Source organism: Polaromonas sp. CG_9.5, from assembly GCF_035984465.1.
In the GTDB taxonomy this organism is placed as follows: domain Bacteria; phylum Pseudomonadota; class Gammaproteobacteria; order Burkholderiales; family Burkholderiaceae_C; genus Polaromonas.
Window position 1 is genome coordinate 128,044 of the sequence record NZ_JAXCHR010000004.1, and the last position, 25,256, is coordinate 153,299.

Below are 25,256 nucleotides of genomic sequence, written 5' to 3' on the forward strand. Positions count from 1 at the left end.
GGGCAAGGGATTTCAGAAAGCCGGGACGATATTGCCCTTGAATCGCTCAAGAATGAACTTTTTCGACTCCGGCGACTGCAATGCCGCCACCAGTTTTTTCATGGCAGGGCTGTCCTTGTTGTCGGCCCTGGCCGCGAGCAGGTTGACGTAGTTGGACTGTCCGCTTTCAAGGATCAGCGCATCCTTGCTCGGGCTGAGCTTGGCTTCCAGCGCAAAGGTGGTGTTGATGATGGCCAGATCGACTTCGCCAAGCACGCGCGGCAGCATGGGAGCTTCAAGCTGCTTGATCTTGATGTTTTTCAGGTTCTGCGCAATGTCTCTTTCGGTGGACATGTTGTTTTTGGGATCGGTCAGCTTGATGACCTTGGCCTGGTCGAGCAACTGCAGGGCGCGGCCACCATTCACCGCGTCGTTCGGTATGGCCACCACCGCGCCGTCCTTCAGTTCCGAGATGTTGGCGATTTTTTTCGAGTAAGCGCCAAAGGGCGCAATCAGCACATCGGCCACCGCCTGGATGGACGCGCCACGGCTGCGGTTGAATTCGTCCATGTAGGGCTTGTGCTGGAAGAAGTTGGCATCGATGCGTTTCTCGACCAGCTGGACATTGGGCTGGACATAATCGGTGTAGACCTTGATGTCCAGGTCCACCCCCTGCTGCAACAGCATGGGTTTGAGGTGTTCGAGCAACTCGGCATGCGGCGTCGGGCTTGCGCCAATCACCAGCTTGTCGGCGGCATGCGCCATCAGGGAAGTGCCGAATACGAGCGCCATCAATAACTTCTTCATAGATTTTCCTTGCGTTAAAAAAACCAAACCTCAGCGACTGAAATGCGTGACCAGCCGGTCCCCGGCCCATTGGAGCATCTGGACCAGAATCAGCAGCAAGATGATGGTGATGAACATCACATTGAGCTGAAAGCGCTGGTAGCCATAACGAATGGCCAGGTCGCCCAGGCCGCCACCGCCGACCACACCGGACAAGGCGGTGTAAGACACCAGCGCAATGGCTGTGACCGTGGCCGCCGCAATGATGCCGGGCAGGGCTTCGGGCAGCAGCGCACCGGTCACGATCTGCCGCACGCTGGCACCCATCGCCAAGGAGGCTTCAATGATGCCGTGATCGACCTCGCGCAGCGCCGTTTCCACCAGGCGTGCAAAAAACGGTGTCCCGCCGACAACCAGCGGTGGAATGGCACCGGCCACACCGAGCGATGTGCCCGTCAGCAAAACGGTCACCGGAATCATGGCAATCAGCAAGATGACAAACGGCAGCGACCGCAAGATGTTCACGCCAAAAGAAACTGACGCGTAGGTTCGTGGCGACGCCAGCAGTTTTTTTGGACTCGTCAGGAAAAGCAGGATGCCCAGCGGCAACCCCAGCAAAAGCGTCAGCGACAGGGCGCCGCCCAGCATCAGCAGCGTGTCAATCGACGCCCATCCGATGTCATCCCAGGCCACACCGCTCGACATCAGGCTTTGAAAAAATTCAGTCATTAAAAGCTCTCCTCGACCACCACACCGGCCTCGGCGAGTTGTTGGATGGCCGCCAAAGCATTTTCGGTGTCGCCCTTGAAAGCGACGGTCAGTTGCCCACAGGGCGTTGACTTGATTTTTCCAAAACGGCCATTGAGAATCAGAAAATCAACCTCGCATTGCCTAGCAATGCGGGTAAAAACCGGTTGCGTCATCGATTCGTTCATGAAGGTCAGGCGCCGCACCATGCCTTCGCCGGTCTGGTTGAGGCCTTCGCTGAATTCGTCCTCTGACAAGTCTTCTGCCTCCATGACAAAGTTGCGGGTCGTCGGATGCCGGGGATGCAAAAACACCTGCGTCACCGGCCCGCTTTCCACGATTTTGCCGCCATCGATCACGGCGACGCGGTCGCAAATCGTGCGGATCACATCCATCTCGTGCGTGATCAGGACAATCGTCAGGTCCAGTTTTTCATTGATTTCCCGCAGCAGTTGCAGGATGGACCGGGTGGTCTGCGGATCAAGGGCACTGGTGGCCTCGTCGCACAGCAGGATTTTGGGCCGGTTGGCCAGGGCGCGGGCAATGCCCACGCGCTGCTTTTCACCGCCCGACAGCTGTTTGGGATATTTGTGCTTGTGCCGGCTCAACCCCACCAGGTCAAGCATCTCGTCCACCCGCGCATCAATTTTTGCAGTGTCCCGTTCACCGGCAATGCGGATGGGAAACGCGACATTTTCAGCCACCGTCTTGGAGCTCAGCAGGTTGAAATGCTGAAAGATCATGCCGATGTTTCGTCTGAAGTTCCGCAGCGCCAGGTTGTCGTAGGCCAGTATGGCCTCGCCGTCGACGATGATCTCGCCCCCGGACGGCCGCTCCAGCAAATTGATTAGCCTGACCAGGGTGGATTTGCCCGCCCCCGAATGGCCAATCACGCCAAATATTTCCCCCCTCACTATGGACAGGTCAATGCCGCTCAGGGCCGGAATCTGCTTGTCCTTGACCACATAACTCTTGTGCACATTTTTCAGGTGAATCACATTTTTATCCTATTCAATCGGCCGCAAGAATTCTTCGGGGTGCACTCACGGACTGGCCTGAAGGGCGCGCCATGCAGCGCGTTCAATGCTGGCCGCGTCCACCGAAAAATACCGGCGCAGCGCCGTCCGGGTGTCGCTGCGGCCAAAGCCATCGGTGCCCAGCGTGGTGTAGGCACGTCCCGGCGGCAGGTAAGCGCGGATGCTTTCAGGCACGGCACGCACGTAGTCGGTCGCTGCCACGATCGGCCCCTCGGTTTGCAGAAGCTTCGCCGTAACAAACGCTTCGCACGCATCAGTATCGCAGGCGGCGCGGGTCCCGCCTGGCGCGCTGGCCTGGGCCTGGCGCGCCAGCTCGCTCCAGCTGGTCACGCTGATCACCTCGGCGTCAACGCCTTGCGCTGCCAGCAGATGGGCCGCCTTGATCACCTCGGTGAGAATCGCCCCTGACCCCATCAGCGTGACTTTCAGGGCTGCGCTGCCCGGTTCGCGCGTACCATCCGCCGCCGGATAGTGGCCGAAGCGGTAGCAGCCCGAAATCACATCAGCGTGCACCTCGGGCGGCAAATTGGGCTGGGCATAGTTCTCGTTCATCAGCGTCAGGTAATAAAACACGTCCTGCTGCTCGACCAGCATTTCCTGCATGCCATGCTGGAGGATCACGGCCAGTTCACCGGCAAAGGCCGGGTCGTAGGCCTTGCAGTTCGGAATCGTGGCGGCGATCAGGTGGCTGCTGCCGTCCTGGTGCTGCAGCCCTTCCCCGCTCAGGGTGGTGCGCCCCGAGGTCGCGCCCAGCAGGAAACCCCGGGCGCGCTGGTCGGCAGCCGCCCAGATCTGGTCGCCCACCCGCTGGAATCCGAACATGGAGTAATAGATATAAAACGGCAGCATGGCAAGGCCATGCACGCTGTAGCTGGTGGCCGCCGCCGTCCAGCTGGCCATGGCGCCGGCTTCGCTGATGCCTTCTTCCAGGATCTGGCCGTCGATGGCTTCGCGGTAACTCAGGACCGAGCCGATGTCTTCAGGCGCATAGCGCTGGCCAAGGCTGGAATAGATGCCCACCTGTTTGAAAAGATTGGCCATGCCAAACGTGCGCGCTTCGTCGGCCACGATGGGCACGATGCGCTGACCCAGCGCGGCATCTTTCAGCAATCCGCCCAGCATGCGGACAAAAGCCATGGTCGTGCTCATTTCCTTGCCTTCCGGCTGCAGTGCAAAGGAGGCATAGCGCGCCAGCGCTGGCACCGGCAGGGTTGCGCATGCGGTGTCACGGCGCGGCAGGTAGCCGCCCAAAGCCTGGCGGCGCGCATGGAGGTACTGGATTTCCGGGCTGTCCGCGGCGGGTTTGAAAAACGCCAGCGACGTGGCCTGCGCGTCGCTCAATGGCAGGTTGAAGCGGTTCCTGAATTCGATCAGTTCTTTTTCGTCGAGTTTTTTCTGGCTGTGGGTGGTCATCTTGCCCTGCCCGGCCTTGCCCATGCCGTAGCCTTTTTTGGTGTGCGCCAGGATGACGGTCGGCTGACCCTGGTGCGCGGCAGCGGCGGCATAGGCCGCATGAATCTTCACCAGGTCATGGCCGCCGCGCTTGAGGCGGTCGATCTGCTCGTCAGTCATGCCCTGCGCCAGGTGGGCCAGTTCTTCGTTCTGGCCAAAAAAGGTTTCCCGGTTGTAGCGTCCGTCCTTGGCGGCAAACGTCTGCATCTGCCCATCGACGGTGCCGGCAAAGGCACGGGTCAGCGCACCGCCCGTATCACGGGCAAAAAGCCCGTCCCAGTCGCTGCCCCAGACCAGCTTGATGACGTTCCAGCCAGCACCGAAAAACAGCTTTTCCAGCTCGTCGATGATGCGGCCATTGCCGCGCACCGGCCCGTCCAGCCGCTGCAGGTTGCAATTGACGACCCAGACCAGGTTGTCCAGCCCCTCACGGGCCGCCAGCGTCAGCGCGCTCATGCTTTCAGGCTCGTCCATTTCACCGTCGCCGAACACGCCCCACACCTTGCGGTTCGCGCAGTCCAGCAGTTGCCGGTGGCTCAGGTAGCGCATGAAACGGGCGTGGTAGATCGAGCTGATCGGACCGATGCCCATGGAGCCGGTCGGGAACTGCCAGAAATCAGGCATCAGGTAGGGATGCGGATAGCTGCACAGGCCGCGCGCACCGGTTCCGTCCAGCGCGGCAGGGCTGGTCAGCTCCTGACGGTAGTAGCCCAGGTCTGCCTCGCTCAAGCGGCCTTCCAGGTAAGCCCGCGCGTACACGCCCGGGGCGCTGTGCGGCTGGAAGAACACCAGATCGCCCAGATGTCCGCCTTCGGGGCGCTGGTCACGCGCATGAAAAAAGTGGTTGAAGCCAACCTCGAACAGATCAGCAGCACTGGCATAGCTGGCAATGTGGCCGCCCAGGTCGCCGTAGGCCTGGTTGGCCCGCGCCACCATCGCCAGGGCGTTCCAGCGCATCAGCGAGGCAAGCCGCTCTTCAATGGCCAGGTCGCCGGTAAATGGCGGTTGCTGGTCCACTGCGATGGTGTTCACGTAAGGCGTGCACAACTCGGGCTGCCAACCGACACGGGCGGTGCGCGCCTGGCGCGCCAGGGTGTCGAGCACAAAGCGGGCACGCTCCGGTCCCTGCGTGGCCAACAGGACCGCCAGGGCGTCTTGCCATTCGCCGGTTTCTTCAGGATCGGTATCGAGCGGATCATTCATGTGTGCAAAGTTCATGGGTTGAAAACAAGCAAGTCATATGAATGAATTTACGCAAATAAAGTGCGCACAGGCTGCTGATCTCGGGGAAGACATACCCGAACTCACAGCACAATATGCTGCACTACATTAACTTTTCAAATTTTTATGCTAGATTCAGTTGACTTGCGCATTATTGATGCCTTGCAAAACAACGGTGGACTGACCAACGTGGAACTGGCGCGTCAGGTCCACCTGTCCCCTTCGCCTTGTCTGGCGCGCGTCAAGGCGCTGAAGGAGCATGGTGTTATAGAACGCTATGTAGCACTGGTGAGCGCCGCAGCCCTGGGCATTGGCTTGAACGTTTTTATTTCCATCAGCCTGAAAAGCCAGAGCAAGGCCGCGCTGGCCGAGTTTGAAAAGCGCATTGCAGAGCACGACGAGGTCATGGAATGCTATTTGATGAGCGGCGACAGCGACTACCTGATCCGCGTGGCCATCACCGACATTGCTGCCCTTGAAAAATTCATCGTGGAACAGCTCACGCCCATTCCGGGCATCGAAAAGATCCGATCCAGTTTTGCGCTCAAGCAGGTGCGCTACAAAACGGCCCTGCCCTTGCCTGTGCAGGGCCGGCTGCGTTGATGCATGACCACGATTTTTAAACGCGCCTGAGCGTTGCCAGCAACGCTCAGGCACCGAATGTAACGTCCGGTGATAAAGCCTTGCAGTCGCCCTGGCCAGCGCCATTTGTAGCCAATGCGGGTCCATCAGGATCCGATCAGTAAGGAGATTGATTGTCATGTTGAAACGCTTGACCCTGCTTTGGACGGTCGTGCGCGGGGACGCGCGACAGTTGTGGTTTGCGCTGCGCCACCCGGACGCGCCAGGCTGGCTGAAATGGGGCACGGCACTGATTGCGCTGTATCTCTTTTCGCCCATCGATTTGATTCCCGATGTGCTGCCGGTGATCGGCCTGGTCGACGACCTGGTGCTGGTGCCGCTGGCGATTCGCTGGCTGCTCAAGCGCCTGCCGCCCGAGATTGCGCAGGCAGCGGCCAGTCGCCGCGCCGGCTGAACCTTGCGTGGGCGCTGTAGCCGGTTAAAACGGAATCTGCTTGACTGGAAATCACAGCGGGCAAGGAATCCAGCATATTTGCTACTATATTAATAGCTAAATACGCAATACCACCATGCGCAAATAACCTTTTTGATGAATAAATAGGCTTGCATTGCTCTGAGCGAATGCGCTACAACGGACAGTCAGCGTTACAACATTCGAAGGGTTTGCAGATTGCCTGATGCCACGGCCCTGAAACCTGCCGAAATCCGTGCGTCCTGCGCGGCGGTTTGCCAGAAGGCGATGGCCAGTTCCTTGGCCTGCGTCCACTGATCGAGCGTGGCGGCGCTGGGTTGCAGCGGACGGGCGGCAAAGTCGCGCGCCACCAGCTCGCCGCCCACCGGCGCGTAGAGCATCGGCAGCATGTCGTAGGTGGGCGACAGCTGCCAGTCGTCGTCATCCAGCAGCAGGGAAATGTTGCCGTAATGGCGGTCGGTGTTGGCGATCAGCACGCCGTAGGCTTCCAGCAACCGCAGGTGCGCCGCGTCCTGCGGTCGTAGCAGCGAACGCGCCTCCATACGACCGGCGGTGGCGGCCCAGTTGTCTTCCTGGCCGACGTATTGTGCGTCATAAACCTGCAGCGAGACCATGCCGATACGCCCGGCGGCGGTACGGTCAAAGCGTTCGGATTCCAGAAACATCCGGTTATCGATCAAAAACACCTGCGTGCGGGCGGCCGGCAAACCGGCGCTGGCCAGCGTTTGCAGCGCCAGGTGCTCGCACACCAGCAGGTCGCGCGTGCGCTGGTCCACGTCGGAATCGCCAGCGGGCGAGAACTTGACGATCACCGCGCGGCCATCCGTCAGCGTGCAGAACTTGGGCTGCTCGCCACCGGCTGACGAGCCGGGCAGCGCGCCCAGCATGGCTTGCTGCGCCAGACGCGGGTAGTCGGCGCTGGAGGCCGCCCGCGAGGCGCGCTCGCCCAGCGTGTGAAAGCGCTCGAAGGCCGGCTCGCCGACGATCAGATTGCCGGGCAAATCGTCGCCAAAGCTGGCCAGCGCCTTGAGCGCGTCGTCGGCGCTCCAATGGCGCGGATCAGCCGCCAGCTCCAGCGCCGGATGGGCGTGGGCAAAGGTGCGGCCCATGAATCCTTGCGGGCGCATGTCGTCCAGAAACCAGGGCAGGCCGGCGTGCAGTTCACTCACACCATCCGCCTCATCGACCCAAAACCGCCCGCCCGGCAACGGCACGATACAGCCAAACGCCGTGACCTGTCCGCGTGCATCGACGCGCATCACCGGCAATTCGCGCCCTGCGCCCGGAATGTGGCGCGGCAGCAGGTAACGCCGCGCCCGCGCCGCGCCGGTCTGGCGCACGTCGCCTGCCGCCAGCAGCGGCGCGAGTGCGCGGGACACGGTCGATTGGCTCACGCTCAGGCGCGTCTGCAATTCAATGCTGGTGGCAACGCCGCCTTGCGCGCGCAGGGCGGACAGCAGAGCGTCAGTCAGCGCGTGAGTTGCCATGGGCGGGCCTGATGAATAGGTTTATGAATAGATACTTTCAGCCATTATCATCGGATGATTTCCGATTTTTCGCATTATAGTGAATAGATACTTTCTAAAACGACAGGTTAAATTCCGGGCAAAAAAAAGCGCCCGAAGGCGCATTTTTGACGAAAGTGAAGAAGACTTAGGATTTGGCAATCAATAACTTCCCGTCCGTCATTCCCGCGAAGGCGGGAATCCAGCGACACGGGCTGAAACGCTCAAACGAGTCTGGATACCCGCCTTCGCGGGTATGACACAGGAAAGTTATTTTTGACCGCATCCTTACTTCGACACGACCCGCGCCATTTCGAGGCACTTGTTCGAGTAACCCCATTCGTTGTCGTACCAGGCCACGATCTTGATGAAGGTTGCGTCCAGCGCAATGCTGGCGTCCGCATCAAAAATCGAGGTGCGGGTATCGCCACGGAAGTCGGTCGCGACGACCTTGTCTTCGGTGTAACCCAGTACGCCCTTCAAGGCGCCTTCGGACTGCGCTTTCATCTCGGCGCAGATTTCTTTCAGCGTCGCTTCGCTGTTCAGCTCGCAGGTCAGGTCCACCACCGACACGTCGGACGTGGGAACGCGGAAGGACATGCCGGTGAGCTTTTTGTTCAGCTCGGGAATCACCACGCCGACGGCCTTGGCTGCGCCGGTGGACGATGGAATGATGTTTTCCAGAATACCGCGACCGCCGCGCCAGTCCTTGTTGCTCGGGCCGTCAACGGTTTTTTGCGTTGCCGTGGCCGCGTGAACCGTAGTCATCAGGCCGCGCTTGATGCCCCATTTGTCATTCAAGACTTTGGCCACAGGGGCCAGGCAGTTGGTGGTGCAGCTGGCGTTGGAGATGATGGCCTGGCCGGCGTAGGTAGCGTCGTTCACGCCGAAAACGAACATCGGGGTATCGTCTTTCGACGGCGCCGAGAAGATGACTTTCTTGGCGCCAGCGGCCAAGTGCTTTTCACCCGAGGCTTTGTCCAGAAACAGACCGGTGGCTTCCAGCACCACGTCGGCGCCGACTTCGTCCCACTTCAGGTTGGCCGGGTCGCGCTCTTGGCTCAAGCGGATTTTTTTGCCGTTGACGATCAAAGTGTTACCTTCGACCGAAACTTCACCCTTGAAGCGGCCATGCACCGAGTCGTACTGCAGCATGTAGGCCAGGTAATCGGGCTCGAGCAAGTCGTTGATGGCGACGATCTCGATGTCGCTGAAGTTCTGCACGGCGGCGCGCAACACGTTGCGGCCAATGCGGCCGAAGCCGTTAATACCCATCTTGATAGTCATCTTGCTTTAGCTCCAGTAGTTAACTTTTGATCATCCGTTCAATCGCCATAGCCTGTTTTGCGCAAGGTCAAGGGCGAGCGGATGGCGTGAAGGTTGGCGCTTGCGCCTGCCAGCGCCAACCGGGGTTTTACTTCTTGCGCAGCACCTTGCGCACGGTCGCGACGACATTTTCCGGCGTGAAGCCGAAATGCTTGAACAGCACGCCAGCCGGGGCCGATTCGCCGAAGGTGTCGATGCCGATGACGGCGGCGCAGCCGTATTTCCACCAGCCGTCGGTCACGCCCATTTCCACGGCAATACGCGGAATGCCTTCTTGCAGGATTTTCGACTTGTAGGCTGCGTCTTGACGGTCAAATGTGGTTGTGCTGGGCATGGAAACGACGCGGGCAGCTATCTTTTGCGTAGCAAGTTGCTCTTGCGCCTTCAGCGCCAGTTGCACTTCAGAGCCGGTGGCAATGATGACGACCTGGGCCTTTTTCTTCAGGCCGACTTCTGCCGGCTCGGCCAGCACGTAAGCGCCCTTGCTGATCTGGCCGACATCGTCTTTCGGCGCGTACGGCAGGTTCTGGCGGCTCAGCAGCAAGGCCGTCGGGCGGCTCTTGTTTTCCAGCGCCACGGCCCAGGCCACGGCGGTTTCAGCGGTGTCGCCCGGACGCCAGACGTCGAGGTTCGGAATCAGGCGCAGGCTGGCGGCATGCTCGATTGACTGGTGCGTCGGGCCGTCTTCGCCCAGGCCGATGGAGTCGTGGGTGAACACATGCACCACGCGCAGCTTCATCAGCGCGGCCATGCGGATGGCGTTGCGCGAGTAGTCGCTGAACGTCAAGAACGTACCGCCATAGGGAATGAAGCCGCCATGCAGCGCCACGCCGTTCATGATGGCGGCCATGCCGAATTCGCGCACGCCGTAGTTGATATGGCGGCCACCGATCTGGCTGCCGTTGGCCGCATCAAGTTGCACCACGTCGCCGTTGGCGTCAAAGCGCAGCGCAGGCGTTGATTGGGTGTTGGTTAGATTCGAGCCGGTCAGGTCGGCAGAGCCGCCCAGCAGTTCGGGCAAGCCGGCGGTGAACGATTCCAGCGCCAGTTGCGACGCCTTGCGCGAGGCCACGGTTTCGGCCTTGGTGTGCGCGGCCACGACGGTATCGACGGCCAGTTGCGCAAAGCTCTTTGGCAACTCGCCCTGCATGCGGCGCACGAATTCAGCGGCCAATTCGGGGTGCGCCTTGGTGTAGGCGGCAAACTTCTTGTCCCAGGCGGCTTCGTTCTTGCCGCCCTTGACCTTGGCGTCCCACGCGGCGTAGGTTTCCTTGGGCAGATCGAACGCGGTGTGCGGCCAGTTGATGGCGGTGCGGGTCAGGCCGATTTCCTCGGCGCCCAGCGGTTCGCCGTGGGCTTTGGAGGTGTTGGCGCGGTTGGGCGAGCCTTTGCCGATGTGCGTCTTGCAGACGATCAGCGTCGGCTTGTCGGTGTTGTTTTTGGCTTGCGCAATGGCAGCCGACACGGCGGCGGCGTCGTGGCCGTCTACCGCGTCGATCACGTTCCAGCCGCAGGCCGTAAAACGCATCGGCGTGTTGTCGATGAACCAGGGCGCGACCTGGCCGTCGATGGAAATGCCGTTGTCGTCGTACAGCGCAATCAGCTTGTTTAGCTTCCAGGCGCCGGCCAGCGCGATGGCTTCGTGGCTGATGCCTTCCATCAGGCAGCCGTCGCCCATGAAGACATAGGTGTGGTGGTCGACGATGGTCAGGTCAGTCTTGCCGTTGGTGCGATTGAATTCGCTGGCCAGCAGCTTTTCAGCCAGTGCCATGCCGACCGCGTTGGTCAGGCCCTGGCCGAGCGGGCCGGTGGTGGTTTCAATGCCGGGCGTCACGTCCACTTCGGGGTGGCCGGGCGTCTTGGAGCCGAACTGGCGGAAATTCTTCAGTTCTTCGATGGGCAACGCGTAGCCCGTCAAGTGCAGCACCGAATAGATCAGCATCGACGCATGGCCGTTGCTCAGCACGAAGCGGTCGCGGTTCATCCAGTGCGGGTTGACGGGGTTGTGCTTGAGGTGGTCACCCCAGAGGGCGACAGCCATGTCGGCCATGCCCATGGGCGCGCCGGGATGACCGGAGTTGGCTTGTTGTACGGCGTCCATTGCGAGTGCGCGTATCGCATTCGCCATCATTTGCGTGTTGGCCATGTAGGCTGCTCCGGGAAGGAAAATCAAAAAGACCGCGGGTCGGGTCCAAGGCTAACGCGGCATTTTACAGTTTGATGGCCTGTCTCCCCTTTTGCGACACGTTGCAATGCTTTGTAATGGCATCGTCTAAAGTCAGGGTTATGCAAGGCCTTCACCTCACTGCCGATCTTTACAACTGCCGCTGCGCATCCGCGTGGCTCACCGATGCAGACCCGCTGGGCGCCTGGTGCGTCGCTGCCGTGCAAGCCGCCGGGCTGCAGGCGGTGGGCCAGCTGTTTCATACATTTCCGGCGACGGAACACGGGCCGGGCGGGGTCACCGCCACGGTGCTGCTGGCCGAATCGCATCTGTGCGTGCATACCTGGCCCGAGAAAAAAACCGTGACGCTTGATGTGTATGTGTGCAATTTTGGCGGCGACCATTCCCGCCGCGCGCAGCAGCTGATGCAGGCGCTGATCGACCGGTTCGCGCCCGAATGGACCGAGCAGCGCTCGCTCGACCGGGGCACCGCCCCATGAGCCGGCTGACGATGGCCGAACCCACTTCAAATTTCAGCGGCTCGACTGTGGTCAAGGCCATGATCCTGGCGGCCGGACGCGGCGAACGCATGCGCCCGCTGACCGACAGCTGCCCCAAGCCGCTGCTGAAAGTACAGGGCCAGGCGCTGATTGACTGGCATGTTGACGCCCTGGCGCGCGGCGGCGTGACCGGGCTGGTGATCAACACGGCCTGGCTGGGCGAGCATATTTCAAGCCATTTTGGCCTCTGGCGCAAGCAGCACGGGCGCGAGCAGCTATCATTTTCATACTCCCACGAAGGCGATGACTTTGGCTACGCGCTGGAAACGGCGGGCGGCATTGCGCGCGCGCTGCCGCTGCTGGGCGACGTATTCTGGCTGCTGGCGGGCGATGTGTTTGTGCCCGGTTTTGAATTTTCACCTGCCGCCGTCAGCCGCTTTCTGGCCAGCGACAAGCTGGCCCACCTGTGGCTGGTGCCCAATCCGGCACACAACCCGCGCGGCGACTTCGGCCTGAGCCCTGACGGCCTGGCGCTGAACCTGCCGCTTGACGACACCGCGCCGCGCTACACCTACAGCACCATCGGCCTGTATCGGCGCGAATTGTTCGACACCCTGCCCTTTGGCAATCCGCAAGGCCGCGCCGTTGCGCTGGCCCCGCTGCTGCGCCTGGCAATGGATCAGCATCAAGTTAGCGCCGAGTTGTACGCAGGCGCATGGACCGATGTCGGCACACCGGCACGGCTCGCCGAACTGATTGACATCCTCCCCGCCGCGCGCGGCGGGGATTCCTACGGTGCTACGCATGAGAAACCTCGTGCATAGTCGCTTCGGTGGGTTCCTGCTTCACTGAGGCTGGTTTCGTCGTGATCTTGCGACCACGGCCAGAGCCGTCCTCTCCACAGGCTGCAACGCGGTGTCCCCGCGCCAATACATTCATTGCGCCGACTACATCGGCGTTTTCTTCATAGCCACAATCGACACACAAGAACTTCGCTTGGCTCAAGCGGTTCTCTTTGGCGACATGCTCGCAGCACGGGCAGGTTCTGCTCGTGTTGTGCGCAGGCACGGCCACCAGCGTCCCGCCATTCCAGCCAAGTTTGTACGCCAGCTGGCGGCGAAACTCGAACCAGCCTTGATCGAGAATGGCTTTGTTCAGACCGGACTTGGCCCGAACGTTTTTGCCCGGTTTTTCAGTACCGCCTGCCGCCGACTTGGACATGTTTCGTACCCGCAAATCCTCGATACAAACCATCGCGTGGTTTTGGCTGATCGTTGTTGAGGTCTTGTGCAGATAGTCTCGGCGGGCGTCACCGATACGGGTGTACGTGTTTTGCACCTTCCTTTTGGCCTTGTGCCAGTTTTTGCTAAATTTGACTTTGCGGCTCATGCGCCGCTGGTAGCGGGCCAAGCGTTGTTCGTGCTTTTTGAAGCTATTGAGCGGGGCAACGAACGTGCCGTCCGACAGCGTGGCAAAGCGAGTGAGCCCCAAGTCGATACCAATGGCTGTGCTCGCCGTTGGCACCGGCTGCTCGACTTCACGCTCAGTTTGAATGCTCACATACCACTTGCCAGCGCTCAGGCTGATCGTGGCGTTCTTGAGCGTGCCCATCACCTCCCGCGACAGGCGCAAGCGCATCCAGCCCAGCTTGGGCAGGAAGATGCGGCCATTGCCACCGTCCAGTTTGAATTGCTTGGCGTCGGGGTAGCGAAAGCTCTCGCCGCTGCCCTTGCGTTTGAAACGCGGGAAGTCGGCGCGTTTGGCGAAGAAGTTTTTGTATGCGCGTTCCAGGTCTTTAAGGGCGTGCTGCAACGGGTGACAAGGAGCCTCTTTGAGCCACGGGGTCTCAGGCCCATTACGCCAGTCGGTCAGACGCTTTGCCATCGACACATAGCCGATGAACTTCTCGCCCGCTTGCGTGTTGGCTTTTTGTAGCGCCAGTGCCTTGTTAAACACGAATCTGCACGCACCAGAAAACCGGCGCATGTCACGCTGCTGCGCCCCATTGGGCATCAGTTCGAATTTATAGGCTTGAAGGCGCTGCATGTTTTAATTAGACTTGGTCTATGAGAAATAATACAGACATTCGGCACGGAAGACACTGTGTATTTTTGATGCACGTTCATTTGGTCTTCGTCACCAAATATCGACGCGAGGTGTTCACCAAAGAAATCCTGAATGACTTGCACGTCATCTTCGCGCAAACCTGCCTGGACTTTGAAGCTGAGCTGGTGGAGTTCGACGGTGAGGATGGCCATGTGCATTTGTTGGTGAACTACCCGCCCAAAGTGGCCGTGTCGAACTTGGTCAATAGCCTCAAAGGTGTATCGAGCCGCCTGGTGCGCAAGAAGAACTATCCGAGCATCCAAAAAAAGCTCTGGGGTAATGCGCTTTGGTCGCCGAGCTACTTCGCAGGCAGTTGCGGCGGTGCCCCGATTGCTGTGATTCGCCAGTACATCGAACAACAGCAAACACCGCACTAAAACTAAAGTCAGGACACCTACGGTGTCCCCGCTATCCTCTCCGCCCTGAAGGGCAAATTTTGCCGCGCATCTCGATCAACCTCTCACGAACTGAAAGCATCACGCCGCCATGAGCCCTCTTTTGACCCCTTCCGCCGTCTATGCCCAACGCCGCGCCGTTGTTGGCCGCGCCCTGCAAGCCGCTGGCGGCGGCGTGGCGCTGCTGCCCACCGCGCCCGAATCGCCGCGCAACCGCGACAGCGACTTTCCCTACCGCCACGACAGCTATTTTTATTACCTGACCGGCTTCAGCGAACCCGGCGCGTGGCTGGTCATAGAGGCCAGCGGCAAGAACGCCAAATCCATCAAAAGCACGCTGTTTTGCCAGCCCAAAGACCTGGAGCGCGAAATCTGGGACGGCATTCGACTCGGCCCCGAGGCCGCGCCTGAAGAACTCGGCGTGGACGCCGCCTTCAGCGTGGACACGCTGGACGAAAAAATGCCCGATCTGCTGGCCAACCAGAATGCTGTCTGGTTTCCGTTCGCCACCCACAAAGGCCTCGAAACCCAGGTCGACGGCTGGCTCGGCCAGGTGCGCGCCCGCATCCGCCTGGGTGCTGAATGCCCGCAAAGCCTGCACGACCTGTGCAAGCCGCTTGATGAAATGCGGCTAATCAAAGACCGCCATGAAATCGCCATCCTGCGCCGCGCCGGCAGCATTTCAGCCGGTGCCCATGTGCGCGCCATGCAGATCTCAAGCGCTATGTTGCGCAATGGTATTGAAGGCGGTCTGCGCGAATACCACCTCGAAGCCGAACTGCTGCACGAGTTCCGCCGCCACGGCGCGCAATTCCCGGCCTACACCAGCATCGTGGCCGCCGGTGCCAACGCCTGCGTGCTGCATTACCGCGCCGGCAACACCGAACTCAAGGCCGGCCAGCTTTGCCTGATTGACGCCGGCTGCGAACTCGACGGCTACGCCAGCGACATCACCCGCACTTTTCCGGCCAACGGCCAGTTCACGCCAGCGCAGCGCACGCTGTACGACATCGTGCTGGCCGCGCAGGAAGCCGCCATTGCCGTCACCCGGCCCGGCCAGCGCTTCATCGACCCGCACAACGCCGCCACGCGCGTACTGATCGAAGGCATGCTGGACACCGGCCTGCTGGCCAAGGGCAAGCACGGCAACGTCGACGACGTGCTCGAATCCGGCGCTTACCGCCAGTTCTACATGCACCGCACCGGCCACTGGATGGGCATGGACGTGCACGACTGCGGCGACTACACCGAACCCGGCAGCCAGCCGCAAGAAGAAAAAGACGCGCTCGGCCAGTTGGTGATGCGCAAACCGTCGCGCCTCCTGAAACCCGGCATGGTGCTGACCATCGAGCCCGGCCTTTACGTGCGCCCCGCCAAAGGCGTGCCCAAGAAGTTCTGGGACATCGGCATCCGCATTGAAGACGACGCGCTGGTCACCGCCAACGGCTGCGAGCTGCTGACGCGCGGCGTGCCGGTGAAGGCCGACGAGATTGAGGCCTTGATGCGGGGGTGAAGCAGCGGCTGCGTCGCCCTGCGGGCAAAGAGCCGAGGGTCAGCGCAAAAACCCCAATGTAAAAACTTGGGGGCGCAATTTTTCGGTCAATGCCTGATAAGCCAGCTCGAAAGGGCCGAAATTGACAGGTACGGTGTCGCCGCTGGCGTTGCGGGCTGCAAGTGCATTGCGAATCTGGTACCAGCCCACGTCGGCGCGGTTCAGTTTGTAGGCGTCGCGCACCGTGCGCGCATCGGTGTAGGCGAAGTAGGCCCGCCACAACATGCGCCCGGCATCCAGCACCGCCAGCGCCTCGGCGGACAAAGTTTTTTCGGCCAGGTACTGCACCATGAAGTCGGACTCAAAACGGTCATGCGCGCCCACTTCGGTTTCGGTGAAGGGAATGAAGTGATTGACCAGCGACCACTTTTTGCCGTTCCATTCGAGGTCGTTGGCGCTGGCGGTTCGGTTGCAGCGGTTAAAGAGCATCCAAATCAGGCAGTCGTTTTTGAAATCGTCGGTGAGTGGTGTGGTGGGTTGCAGAAACTGGTCTCGGTCGTTGAGCCACGTGGGCCTGACCAAGCGCCGTACAGAAAATACGACAGCTGCCTGCCAGAGGTTTTCAGGCGTTATGAAGAAGCCACGAGCACTGCTGTAACCGGACGAGAAGATCACGGTCTGTTGCTCTGCGTGCTGCAGATCGTTTCCGCCAGATAGCATGTAGGCAACGGCACCGTCAGCCCACTTCGTGCCTCGCAGGTCTTTTGTGGCAGTGGCTGGCGTGACTGCATTTTTTAATGGAACAACATCAGTTTTGTTGGTCTTGGGTCGAACAAACCACTCACCAAGATAGTGTTCGTTGGGAAGATTAAAGAATGTCTTCTCGCCTATCGCATTTGCATCTTTGTCGAAGACCTCAACAGCGATTTCAGTAATTTGGTGTCCTGCATTTCGGTTGGTTTTCCATACCAAAAAGCCAATCGGGAATTTTCCACTCAGACCATCAAACGCTTGGTTGTGTACGACAAAACCACCGATATATTCGGCACTCCATGATTGACGAAACTTTGCCAGAGTAGGCGCATTGACATATTTCAAGGTGCTGAACATGGCCAGCGTGGCAGTCGGAATTTCTTGTGCAATGCGCGCTACGAATTGCGTAAAAAGTTCATTACTGGCCTTACCGTATTGCGACATTGCAGTGGCCGCGAGTTTTGTCTTCGCCACGCCGGACTTATTTTGCGCATCTTCTTCGAGGGCAGTGTTGCCCCGATTCGTCGCCTCCGCATACGGCGGATTAATCAGCACCAATAGCTTTTTGCCCTCAGCTATTGCCGCACGCAGGGACAGGGGCACTTTGTTCGTTAGGCTGTAATCAATCGTGCCATCGTCGGCAATGTCGTCGTTCAAATAGTCGTACTGAAAGCGCTGCGCCGCCACACAGGTTTTGGTGGCTTTCATCACGTCAATGTCATGCTGATCGAGCGTGGACATATAGACGTTGCGCGGGTTGCTGTGCTTGACTTCGAGGTTGCCCACACCGCAGCACATGTCCCAGACGATGTAGTCCTTTTGCCAGTTTTTGCCCAGCGTCTCAGCCAGCTTGTCATAGGCTTTATCGACCACATGCAGCGGCGTATAAAACGCGCCCTTGAAGCTGCGCTCATTGAGCGGAATCAGGCTGTCGCGGCGTTCCAGCAGGTAGTCGCGGTATTCCGATTTGGGCGGCTTGTGGTAAATCGCCCAAAACTGCCGGTAGCCTTCCTTGTTGCCCAACTCATAAATTTTTCCGGCCAGACTGAACACCGGCGCACCGTTTTTGTGCAGCAACTCGGCGGGCAGGTTGGCGTGGGTGGACACCGTGCCGTCGTGCATGATGTCGGCAAAAAACAGCAGGGCGTAGGCGTCTTCCGTCACCCCTGTAATTTCGCGCCCGATCATGGCTACCCACTTGTCAAACACCTGTTTGAGGTTGTCCGGCGTGATTTGCGTGCGGATGAGGTCGCCGGAGCGAATGGCCGCTTTGACGGTGCTTAAAAATTCGTCTTCATGCGTCGAAATTTTGAACGAGACAAAGTGCGCGCCAATGTGGGCCGATATTTCGTCCAGCGCCTCTTGCGTGTACTGGCTGGCGGATTTGCCCCACTTCACCGTTTTTTTGGCCAGGAATGGCAACACGTTGGCGCTTTTCATCAGCGCAGCTTTTTCAGTGTCGATCACGGCCAGAAACGGCGGCACGATTTCGCCCCTGTTCAGCGCCACCTGCACGTAATGCAGCAGTTGGGTGAACATGGCATAGCTGGAGCACTTGCCGGTGTCTTTGGCCTCGAACCAGATTTCGCGGGTCTGAATGTCGATCAGACCCTTGGTGAAACCCTTGAGGCCGAGGGCTTTGATGTAGGCGTCTTTAACGTCTTCTTCGCTCTTGGCGGTGTGCAGTTGGGCGTACAGCGTCACGGCTTGATTGCCTTGCCAAGCTGAAGTTTCGATTCAGCAGCGGCGCTGAGGGGATTTGTTCTATCTTTTTTCACCAGGACTCCCATAAGAGGAAGCCGATTTTAGGACGTGCCGTTTTCCTCTGGCGCTACGAGGCAAGAGCGGGCCAGGGCAGCACACGCCTAAAATCCCTCATGAAAACTTTTATCCGCCTCTTCTTCAGAACCCTGCGCACCGTTCTTGGCCCGGTCATGCTGCTCAAGGAATCCCTGACCCGGCCCAAGGGCATCGTCCGCCCGCAGGCGGCGCAAAAAGTCGTAGACCAGCAATGCCAGTCGCTGGTGCTGTACCAATACCAGACCTGCCCTTTTTGCATCAAGGTGCGCCAGGAAATCAGCCGTCTGTCGCTGAACATCCAGCGCATCGACGCCCAGCACGAGGGCCCCGACCGCCAGGCGCTGCTAAAAGGCGGCGGCCAGACCAAAGTGCCTTGCCTCAAAATCACCGACAAGGCCGGCAAGACCCAGTGGCTCTACGATTCGGAAAAAATCATTGCGTATTTGCGCGGGCGGTTTGCGAGTGTGTGACGGCAATCCGGCTGAAGCTTTTAAAGTTGCGGCGCTCTGAAAAGATCAGTCACGCTACGCCTGGCGAGACCCGCTGCGCTACCAACGAAAAGCTGTATTTGCCCCTAAAAACGCAGCCCCTCCAGCATTTCAAGCCGACCAGGTCAGCCGGAATCCATCAAGCAACCGGCGTCTCTGTCATCTGAGTACACGTATCCGGCAAGCCTTCCGGCTTCGCTTTGCCCAACGTGAAATAAAAGGTTGCGCCCTGCCCTGGTTTGGCGTCGGCCCAGATGCGCCCGTCGTGGCGCGTCACGATGCGCTGGACTGTGGCCAGACCGATGCCTGAACCCTCAAACTCCGACAGGCTGTGCAGCCGCTGAAAAGGTGAAAACAATTGGGCCGCCAGCTTCATGTCAAAGCCCGCGCCGTTGTCCTTGACGAAAAAAACCGATTCTCCTGCTGTCTTCGGCATAACACCCACTTCAATCGACGCGTCCGGCGTTTTGGAAGAAAACTTCCAGGCATTGCCAATCAGGTTCGCCAGCACCTGGCGAATCAGGCGTGGGTCGCCGATACAGTGCATATCTGGCGCCACATAGGCATGCACAACGCGCCCGGCATCGCCTGTTTGGCAAAGCTCCAAGACCTCCCGCGCCAGCCGGCTCAGGTCTACTGGATCGGGTGCAATGTCCACGCGCGAAAGCTTGGCCAGCGACAGCAGGCCTTCAATCAGGTCATTCATCTGCGTCACGCCAGCCTGAATCCGCGTCAGGTAACGCAGCAAACGCGCATCGAGCTTGTCTGCAGCGCCCTTGGCCAGCAAAACGCTGAACCCCTGAATGACACTGAGCGGTGCCCGTAAATCATGGGCAACCGCATACGAGAAAGCCTCCAGCTCGCCATTGGCGGCCTGAAGCTGCCCGGTGCGCACCCGAACCCGCTCTTCCAGTTCCACATTCAGGCGCTCAAGGGCTCTTGATTGCTCGCTGATCTGCGCATTGGCCAACGCAAGTTCTTGGGATTCCTGCCGCAGCCGCTCGTTGACCTGCGTGAGATGAGCCTGATGGCGCGCTGCACGGCCAATCAGCTGCTTGTCGAACAGGGAAATGAGCAATGTGATGCCCAGCATCATGACCGTGAAGCCGGCAATGCCCCACGCAAGCCAATGGTTCTGTTCACTCGCCGTAGGCGCAGTACACACGCTGCCAAGGGCAAACCGGGTGGCCGCCATGCCGGTGTAGTGCATCCCGGCAATCGCCAGCCCCATGACCACCGCGCCGCCCGCCCGCTTCCACAGCGGATTGCCAACGCCGGACACGCGCAGCTTGAAAAACAGCCACAGCGCCGCGCAAGAAGCCGCCACGGCGATCAGCAGCGAGAGCGCGAACAGCACGGGCGCATAACGCACGCCTGGGCTTATCTGCATGGCGCCCATGCCGATGTAGTGCATGGCGGCAATCCCTGCTCCCATCACCACTCCGCCCAAAACCAGCATCCACGGCCGCAGGCTGTCGCGGCTGACCAGGAACAGCGAAAGGCCAGAAGCCAGCACAGCGATCAGGAGCGACAAAGCCGTCCAGCCCCAGTGAAAGACCATCTGGATACCAATTTTGGCCGCCAGCATGCCGACAAAGTGCATTGACCAGATACCCATGCCCATGGACACTGCGCCGCCCGCCAGCCAGAAAAACGATGCGGGGCGACTGCGCGCGACACAAACGCGCGATGCAAGGTGCAGCGCAACATAAGAGGCCAAGATGGCCACCGCCAAAGAGGCAAGAACCAGTGAACTGTCGTAAGTGACCGGCAAAACAGTTTCCAAAAGGTTTAGGGTAAAGAACTGTTGCAAGAACAGGCGCCCAGGTGATTCCTGGCCTGCCAGTCCATCAAGAATATGGGTCATGGCAAACCAGCTTCATTATTGCTCAGCATGCTGGCAACCAGATTTGACAGCTGCGCAAAAAGCTTTTGTGCAACGGGTCGCACTGCGCATAAGAACTCGATATCGAACAAAACGGCTATAAAGCAGATTTGGGTGGCTGAATCTGCATGAAAAAAATTGCCGTAGCCGGATAAAGCAAGAGCGACTCCACCCGGGCGCTCGTAGCGAAGCAAGGCCCAAACGCGATCATCTTGCTGGTCTGGCCGGAGACAAATGCGCCAAGACTCATGCCTGCATCAACGAAATGCTGGAAACTCCCGCAGGGCTCAATGCTCATCGCAGCATGCCCAAGCTGGCCATGGCTCGCGTCCGGGCGCTCTGCGAAGAGCCGTCAGGAACCCAGAAGCCTGGGCAGCAGCAGGTCAGCTTGACGCTAACAGCGTTTGGCCTGCTTTCACGCAACTGCTGCCCAATGCCAAAAACGCAAGGTAGCGGGTGCTGCACATCATGATCGCTCCGGACGGCTCATCATCGTGCCAATAAATCCAGGCACCGACACGCGCGCACCTTTTAACGACCTCAAAGTAGCCAAGTGGCACGCTGTGATAGCCACTGACCTGACCACCACCGTTTCCAGCAGCCAAGCTTCACACCCGAATTTGTAACAATAATTTTGTTTCCTAAAGTAAACTAGGATTCCTTTTGTTTGATGTCTGGCGGAGGCGGGGTTAGCTATCGTTCATGCATAAAAAATGCGAAGGGTGTCAACGAAGCCAGCGTCACGGCGCTCGACTGCCAGGTATCAAATAGTTGGACGAGTTGATGTACACAGAATGGCCATGCAGACGTGGACGAGCACTGTTGCTGGTAGCAGATCAAGCCATTTTTTGAGGTGATGATTGACGGGCGTCAAGATTTTCCTGATAGCGCCCGCCATAGATTGAAACGTAACCGTGAGCTTCCCCTGGTTTTGTCAGAAGTAGTCAATCAAACGAAGGACATATTTTTATGAGATTAATTCACGCATCGAAGTTCAAGGCGGCGGCTTTCACTGCATTGGCTGTCCTATCGTGTCAAGGCAGTGTGTGGGCTCAGGACAAAATGCCGCCCGCGAGCCCGACGGAAATCAGTAATTTGATAGATGGCCAGGTTTTACCCATGCAGCCGGCCAGAAGCACCTCGGAAGTTCGTGTGCTGTCGACGGATTTGTTGAATAAAAAAGGCGAGCCAACCGGTTTGAAAATCCTTTCGCACCGCACTACCCGCGCAGCAGGCACACGCTCACCGATTCATGCGCATCCCTATGGCGGGCAGACGTGCATTCTGTCCGGAGAAATGACTTTGTATCTTGACGGCGGCACGGCACCGCAACGCGCAGGCGCCGGTGATTGCTACTGGATGCCTCCCTTCCACAGAATGTCGGGTGTGAATACCGGCACGACTGAAGCCGTGATGATCGACACGTTTGTGACCCCATCCGAAAATGAGATTTGGGTTGTCATGGAGCCTGGAATGGAAGGCGATCAGGACCAATTCAGCGCCTCTCACAAGCACTGACTGTCAGGAGTCGCACCCGTTAAGCGTGCGTCGCCCACAGCGGATAAACACCACAGCGGCGCTGCCGCCAAACTGCTGCAAATCGTGGAAACCAAAGAGCTGGAAGCGCTGCTGATTTGGCGTGATGTTGCCAGAACAAAAGCAGCAAAAAATAGTTGAATCCAGCTCTAGCGCAATAGTGGCTTACTTAAACCGCTGTTAAAAATAAACTGCCCCAAACCATCAGCTCTACAGGCGAAGGGATAGGAAGTTTGTTTTCTCCAGCCCCGTCAGGAAACCATGCACTTAACACGCTCGGCCACTGAAATGCTAAGGTTTTGACCCATCGGCACTCACCAGTCAAAAACAAATTAACTGACCAATTAAAAAGCAGGTCGGACGCTGGACACTTCATTTACGCCGACTGAAAGCAAGCGACGATAAGACTCGTAGCAAGCACGAGCACACCGAAACTGCTTCAGGTTGATTGCAAATACTTCCACCATATCAAGCGGCGGTGTGCCACCAAAGGCGTAGCACACCGACATGCGTCCAGCTACTCGTGTTCGCTCATATGTACCGTCACTTTTCTTCGTGAACTCTGTAAACGGCTCCACAGATCGAACAACTGTGCGCGTCGTACCAATTGCCAACCGTGGACCAATTGCATGACTGGAACGATTCCGATAGTCCGATGTAGCCTCTCGATAAGGCGTGTCATCTAATTGATGAAGCGTCGTCATGAATTGCGCCTGCCGCCAAGGCTTTATGAGATCAGATAAGCGCTTTTCTTTATCCCGGCGAGTCAGATTTATAGGCCTCTGATCGTGGGTTACGGGGTCGCCTGCGAGGTGGTCAAGGTAGCCGTTGCCCAACATCAGCCGCACTTGATGCATTGAATTCGTGACAACAAACGTTAACGCGTCGCGTGTCGCGCTAGGCTGCAACAGGCACTGATGAACCAGAGCCTCAAAAAACTCACTGCGGATGTCCCAGGCATCTTCTTCACCATACTCAGTGATCACTTTGTTCCATGCACCCCATCGTCGAAGTGCTTTAAGCCAGTAGTTCAAGATGTTCGTCATCTCACGTAATTCATTCTCCACCATTTCAGCACCTAGCGTGCGCCACGGGTGGCATCTGATTTGCTCAAAATCGTAAGGGAGATAGCTTTCTGAAGGCTCAAGTCCACCGCCATCCAACTGAACAAGATAGGCATCAAATGCAGTGCGCAAAAGCGTGTTGTGATCATTGGTCATAAGTGCATGCAATCAGTATTCTCATCAACCCAGTTCTTTTCTCACCCCGCACCGCGCCCCCTGCCCAAACGCTTCCTCAAACACCGAATAGCCCGCCAGATCGCTGTGCGCAAACTGCAGACTTTGCCACGGCGCGGGCAGCGGCTTTTGCAGTGCCATCAACGCGGCGCTGCTGCGAATGCCCGGAACCGGAACGCTCATGGCGTGGCCGTAGCGCATCACGTCCAGGCGGGTGGCTTTGTCAAGCAGGTCGGGGTGCGGCACGCTGAGTTCAGCCAGTACGGCGTCGCGCCAATGCCGCCACGGCTGGTCGTACAGGTTCTGGCGCTGCGCCGGGTCGAGGCCGAAGGCGCGGTAGTAGGTGAGCACGGTTTCGCCAGGCACGGATTGCAGGCTCTGGTGGCGGGCATCGACATAGCCCAGGCCGGGAAAGCGCGGGTCGTGGGCGGCGTTGTAGACCACGTTGTCCCAGCTGGGTGCGGCACCGGGGCGGTCGTGCAGGGCAGCTTTGAGGTGCAGGTTGGCGACCAGCCACGGTGCGTAACGCAGCGTGCTGGCGGCCTGGACTAATGCGGGGGGCGGGTTTTCAAGCACGCGGGCGGCTACGAACAGCGGCAGCGCCAGGATGCATTGCGCAGCTTGCCAGCGTTCGACTTTTTGGCTGGCGGTGTTCAGGGCATCGACTTCGACGCCGTGCCTGGTGGTGGCTACGCGCAGCACGACGCGGCCGGTGTGCAGGCGCTCGCCCAGCGGCGCGGCCAGCCGTTGGGTCAGCCAGCCGTTGCCTTCGGGCCAGGTCAAAACACCGGCTTCGCGTTCTTCAGCGGAAGATTCGGTGCCGGGCGCGTGAAAACCGTGGCGGCTGGCAAAGTAATGAAGGCCGGCCCAGGCCGACACGCTGGCCAGACCGGCGCCGTAGTCGTCGCGGCAGCAGTAGTCCAGATACCAGCGCAAGGCCGGGCTGGCGAGTTGGTGCTGATTCAGCCACACTTCAAAAGTCATAGCATCCAGCGCCCGGTGCGCTTGCGCAAGCGGGCTTTTTGATACTGGAAGGGTGAATTTTTCTTGCGCATCGGCTTGCTGCACCAGCCGGGCGAAGCGCTGGTAGTCGGCCAGCGTGGCGGCGTCCATGCCCTGCATCGGCAGCAGGCCGTCTTGCCACTGGCCGTTGATGAACAGGCGCTCTTGCGGGCTGTGGCACAGGTGGCGCTCGTCGTAAATCCAGCGGCCTGAAACGCGCTGGCGCACGCCGAATTCTTCGAGCAAGTCCTGCAGATCGTGCGCGTCTTCACCGGGCACGGGCAAATAGTGCGCGCCCAGTGGGCAGGCGATGCCGTTGATTTGGCTGCCCCGGCTGTTGCCGCCGGCGCTGTCTTCGAGTTCGAGCAGCGCGAAGTCCTGCATGCCGCGCAGGCGCAGGGCGCGCGCTGCCGACAGTCCCGCCACGCCGCCGCCCAGAATCAGCACGCGGGTGGTGTGCAGGCTGGCCGGCGGCGGCACGCTGCGGCTGGCCGCACGCAGCAAGTGGCCGCGCTCGTCATTGATGCCGACAAAGCCGCCTTCGATGGGCGGCGCAGCTTGGCAACCCAGCAGCGGCAGCGCGGAGGCGGCGAGGAAGTGGCGGCGCTTCATGCGGGAAATTTTCTGAAACGGGCGCTTTTGCCGAGTATTTCAAGCAAATAGTGCCTGTAGCGCACTACCCACGGGCGAAAGCAGCTATTTAATTGATAGCAATTATTGCAGCGCTGTGCGGTGAACTCAACCTTAACTGCCCCAGTTTTCCAGCCGCGCAAGGCTTGCGGCAGCGCTG

Annotated in this window: 20 protein-coding genes; 8 read left to right on the forward strand and 12 right to left on the reverse strand. The window is 59.3% G+C overall.

From position 1 onward, the window contains the following. Positions 1-12 precede the first annotated feature (12 nt). Genes RCH06_RS04635 through mdeB form a run of 4 tightly spaced genes read right to left on the reverse strand, consistent with a single transcriptional unit; the run spans position 13 to position 5,219 of the window. Entirely contained in the window at positions 13-786 is a 774-nt protein-coding gene (locus RCH06_RS04635; RefSeq protein WP_327080261.1) for a MetQ/NlpA family ABC transporter substrate-binding protein, read from the reverse strand. A gap of 30 nt (positions 787-816) precedes the next feature. Next, entirely contained in the window at positions 817-1,494 is a 678-nt protein-coding gene (locus RCH06_RS04640; protein WP_327080262.1) for a methionine ABC transporter permease, read from the reverse strand. After that, a complete protein-coding gene (locus tag RCH06_RS04645) occupies positions 1,494-2,510 on the reverse strand; it encodes a methionine ABC transporter ATP-binding protein (RefSeq protein WP_327080263.1) in 1,017 nt (338 codons plus the stop codon). Before RCH06_RS04645 ends, RCH06_RS04640 begins: the two co-directional genes overlap by 1 nt. A gap of 45 nt (positions 2,511-2,555) precedes the next feature. After that, positions 2,556-5,219, reverse strand: coding sequence for an alpha-ketoglutarate dehydrogenase (gene mdeB, locus RCH06_RS04650; protein WP_327080264.1), 2,664 nt, complete (start codon positions 5,217-5,219; stop codon positions 2,556-2,558). Positions 5,220-5,348: 129 nt separating this feature from the next. Between mdeB and RCH06_RS04655 the strand changes: the two genes are divergently transcribed. Then, on the forward strand, positions 5,349-5,825 hold the full coding sequence (locus tag RCH06_RS04655) for an Lrp/AsnC family transcriptional regulator (RefSeq protein ID WP_327080265.1): 477 nt from the start codon (positions 5,349-5,351) through the stop codon (positions 5,823-5,825). A 157-nt stretch (positions 5,826-5,982) separates the two neighbouring features. Next, a complete protein-coding gene (locus RCH06_RS04660; protein WP_327080266.1) occupies positions 5,983-6,258 on the forward strand; it encodes a YkvA family protein in 276 nt (91 codons plus the stop codon). 191 nt (positions 6,259-6,449) lie between these two features. Here RCH06_RS04660 and yjjJ read toward each other — a convergent pair whose 3' ends face one another. The 3 genes from yjjJ to tkt all read right to left on the reverse strand — a co-directional run bounded on the left by yjjJ (position 6,450) and on the right by tkt (position 11,253). Continuing rightward, positions 6,450-7,763 carry a type II toxin-antitoxin system HipA family toxin YjjJ gene (gene yjjJ / locus RCH06_RS04665; RefSeq protein ID WP_327080267.1) on the reverse strand — a complete coding sequence of 438 codons (1,314 nt, stop codon included), beginning with the start codon at positions 7,761-7,763 and terminating at the stop codon, positions 6,450-6,452. 306 nt (positions 7,764-8,069) lie between these two features. After that, positions 8,070-9,068 carry a type I glyceraldehyde-3-phosphate dehydrogenase gene (gene gap / locus RCH06_RS04670; protein ID WP_327080268.1) on the reverse strand — a complete coding sequence of 333 codons (999 nt, stop codon included), beginning with the start codon at positions 9,066-9,068 and terminating at the stop codon, positions 8,070-8,072. A 127-nt stretch (positions 9,069-9,195) separates the two neighbouring features. Continuing rightward, on the reverse strand, positions 9,196-11,253 hold the full coding sequence (gene tkt / locus RCH06_RS04675; protein ID WP_327080269.1) for a transketolase: 2,058 nt from the start codon (positions 11,251-11,253) through the stop codon (positions 9,196-9,198). 140 nt (positions 11,254-11,393) lie between these two features. Between tkt and speD the strand changes: the two genes are divergently transcribed. After that, positions 11,394-11,771: an adenosylmethionine decarboxylase gene (speD, locus tag RCH06_RS04680; protein WP_327080270.1), complete on the forward strand. Its 378-nt coding sequence runs from the start codon at positions 11,394-11,396 to the stop codon at positions 11,769-11,771. Next, the gene (locus RCH06_RS04685) at positions 11,768-12,595 is read left to right on the forward strand and encodes a nucleotidyltransferase family protein (RefSeq protein WP_327080271.1); all 828 of its coding nucleotides are present in this window, start codon (positions 11,768-11,770) and stop codon (positions 12,593-12,595) included. The genes speD and RCH06_RS04685 overlap by 4 nt, the downstream gene beginning before the upstream one ends. Here RCH06_RS04685 and RCH06_RS04690 read toward each other — a convergent pair. Further along, positions 12,570-13,817 carry an RNA-guided endonuclease InsQ/TnpB family protein gene (locus RCH06_RS04690; RefSeq protein ID WP_327080272.1) on the reverse strand — a complete coding sequence of 416 codons (1,248 nt, stop codon included), beginning with the start codon at positions 13,815-13,817 and terminating at the stop codon, positions 12,570-12,572. The genes RCH06_RS04685 and RCH06_RS04690 overlap by 26 nt on opposite strands. A gap of 20 nt (positions 13,818-13,837) precedes the next feature. On the opposite strand from RCH06_RS04690, the gene tnpA reads away from it, so the two are divergent. Next, a complete protein-coding gene (gene tnpA, locus RCH06_RS04695) occupies positions 13,838-14,254 on the forward strand; it encodes an IS200/IS605 family transposase (RefSeq protein ID WP_327080273.1) in 417 nt (138 codons plus the stop codon). Between the two features lie 109 nt (positions 14,255-14,363). Continuing rightward, entirely contained in the window at positions 14,364-15,785 is a 1,422-nt protein-coding gene (locus tag RCH06_RS04700) for an aminopeptidase P N-terminal domain-containing protein (protein ID WP_327080274.1), read from the forward strand. Between the two features lie 39 nt (positions 15,786-15,824). Here RCH06_RS04700 and RCH06_RS04705 read toward each other — a convergent pair whose 3' ends face one another. Continuing rightward, positions 15,825-18,221 carry a hypothetical protein gene (locus RCH06_RS04705; protein ID WP_327080275.1) on the reverse strand — a complete coding sequence of 799 codons (2,397 nt, stop codon included), beginning with the start codon at positions 18,219-18,221 and terminating at the stop codon, positions 15,825-15,827. 173 nt (positions 18,222-18,394) lie between these two features. On the opposite strand from RCH06_RS04705, the gene RCH06_RS04710 reads away from it, so the two are divergent. Next, positions 18,395-18,787, forward strand: a complete 393-nt coding sequence (locus RCH06_RS04710) for a glutaredoxin family protein (protein ID WP_327080276.1) — start codon at positions 18,395-18,397, stop codon at positions 18,785-18,787. 157 nt (positions 18,788-18,944) lie between these two features. Here the strand turns inward: RCH06_RS04710 and RCH06_RS04715 are convergent, their stop codons facing one another. Continuing rightward, complete coding sequence (locus tag RCH06_RS04715; protein WP_327080277.1) at positions 18,945-20,591, reverse strand: MHYT domain-containing protein; 1,647 nt, start codon at positions 20,589-20,591, stop codon at positions 18,945-18,947. Positions 20,592-21,659: 1,068 nt separating this feature from the next. Between RCH06_RS04715 and RCH06_RS04720 the strand changes: the two genes are divergently transcribed. After that, complete coding sequence (locus RCH06_RS04720) at positions 21,660-22,208, forward strand: cupin domain-containing protein (protein WP_327080278.1); 549 nt, start codon at positions 21,660-21,662, stop codon at positions 22,206-22,208. A 362-nt stretch (positions 22,209-22,570) separates the two neighbouring features. Here RCH06_RS04720 and RCH06_RS04725 read toward each other — a convergent pair whose 3' ends face one another. Together RCH06_RS04725 and RCH06_RS04730 are read right to left on the reverse strand one after the other, a co-directional pair. Beyond that, positions 22,571-23,446, reverse strand: coding sequence for a hypothetical protein (locus RCH06_RS04725; RefSeq protein WP_327080279.1), 876 nt, complete (start codon positions 23,444-23,446; stop codon positions 22,571-22,573). A gap of 24 nt (positions 23,447-23,470) precedes the next feature. Continuing rightward, entirely contained in the window at positions 23,471-25,078 is a 1,608-nt protein-coding gene (locus RCH06_RS04730; protein ID WP_327080280.1) for a flavin monoamine oxidase family protein, read from the reverse strand. Positions 25,079-25,256: the final 178 nt, after the last annotated feature.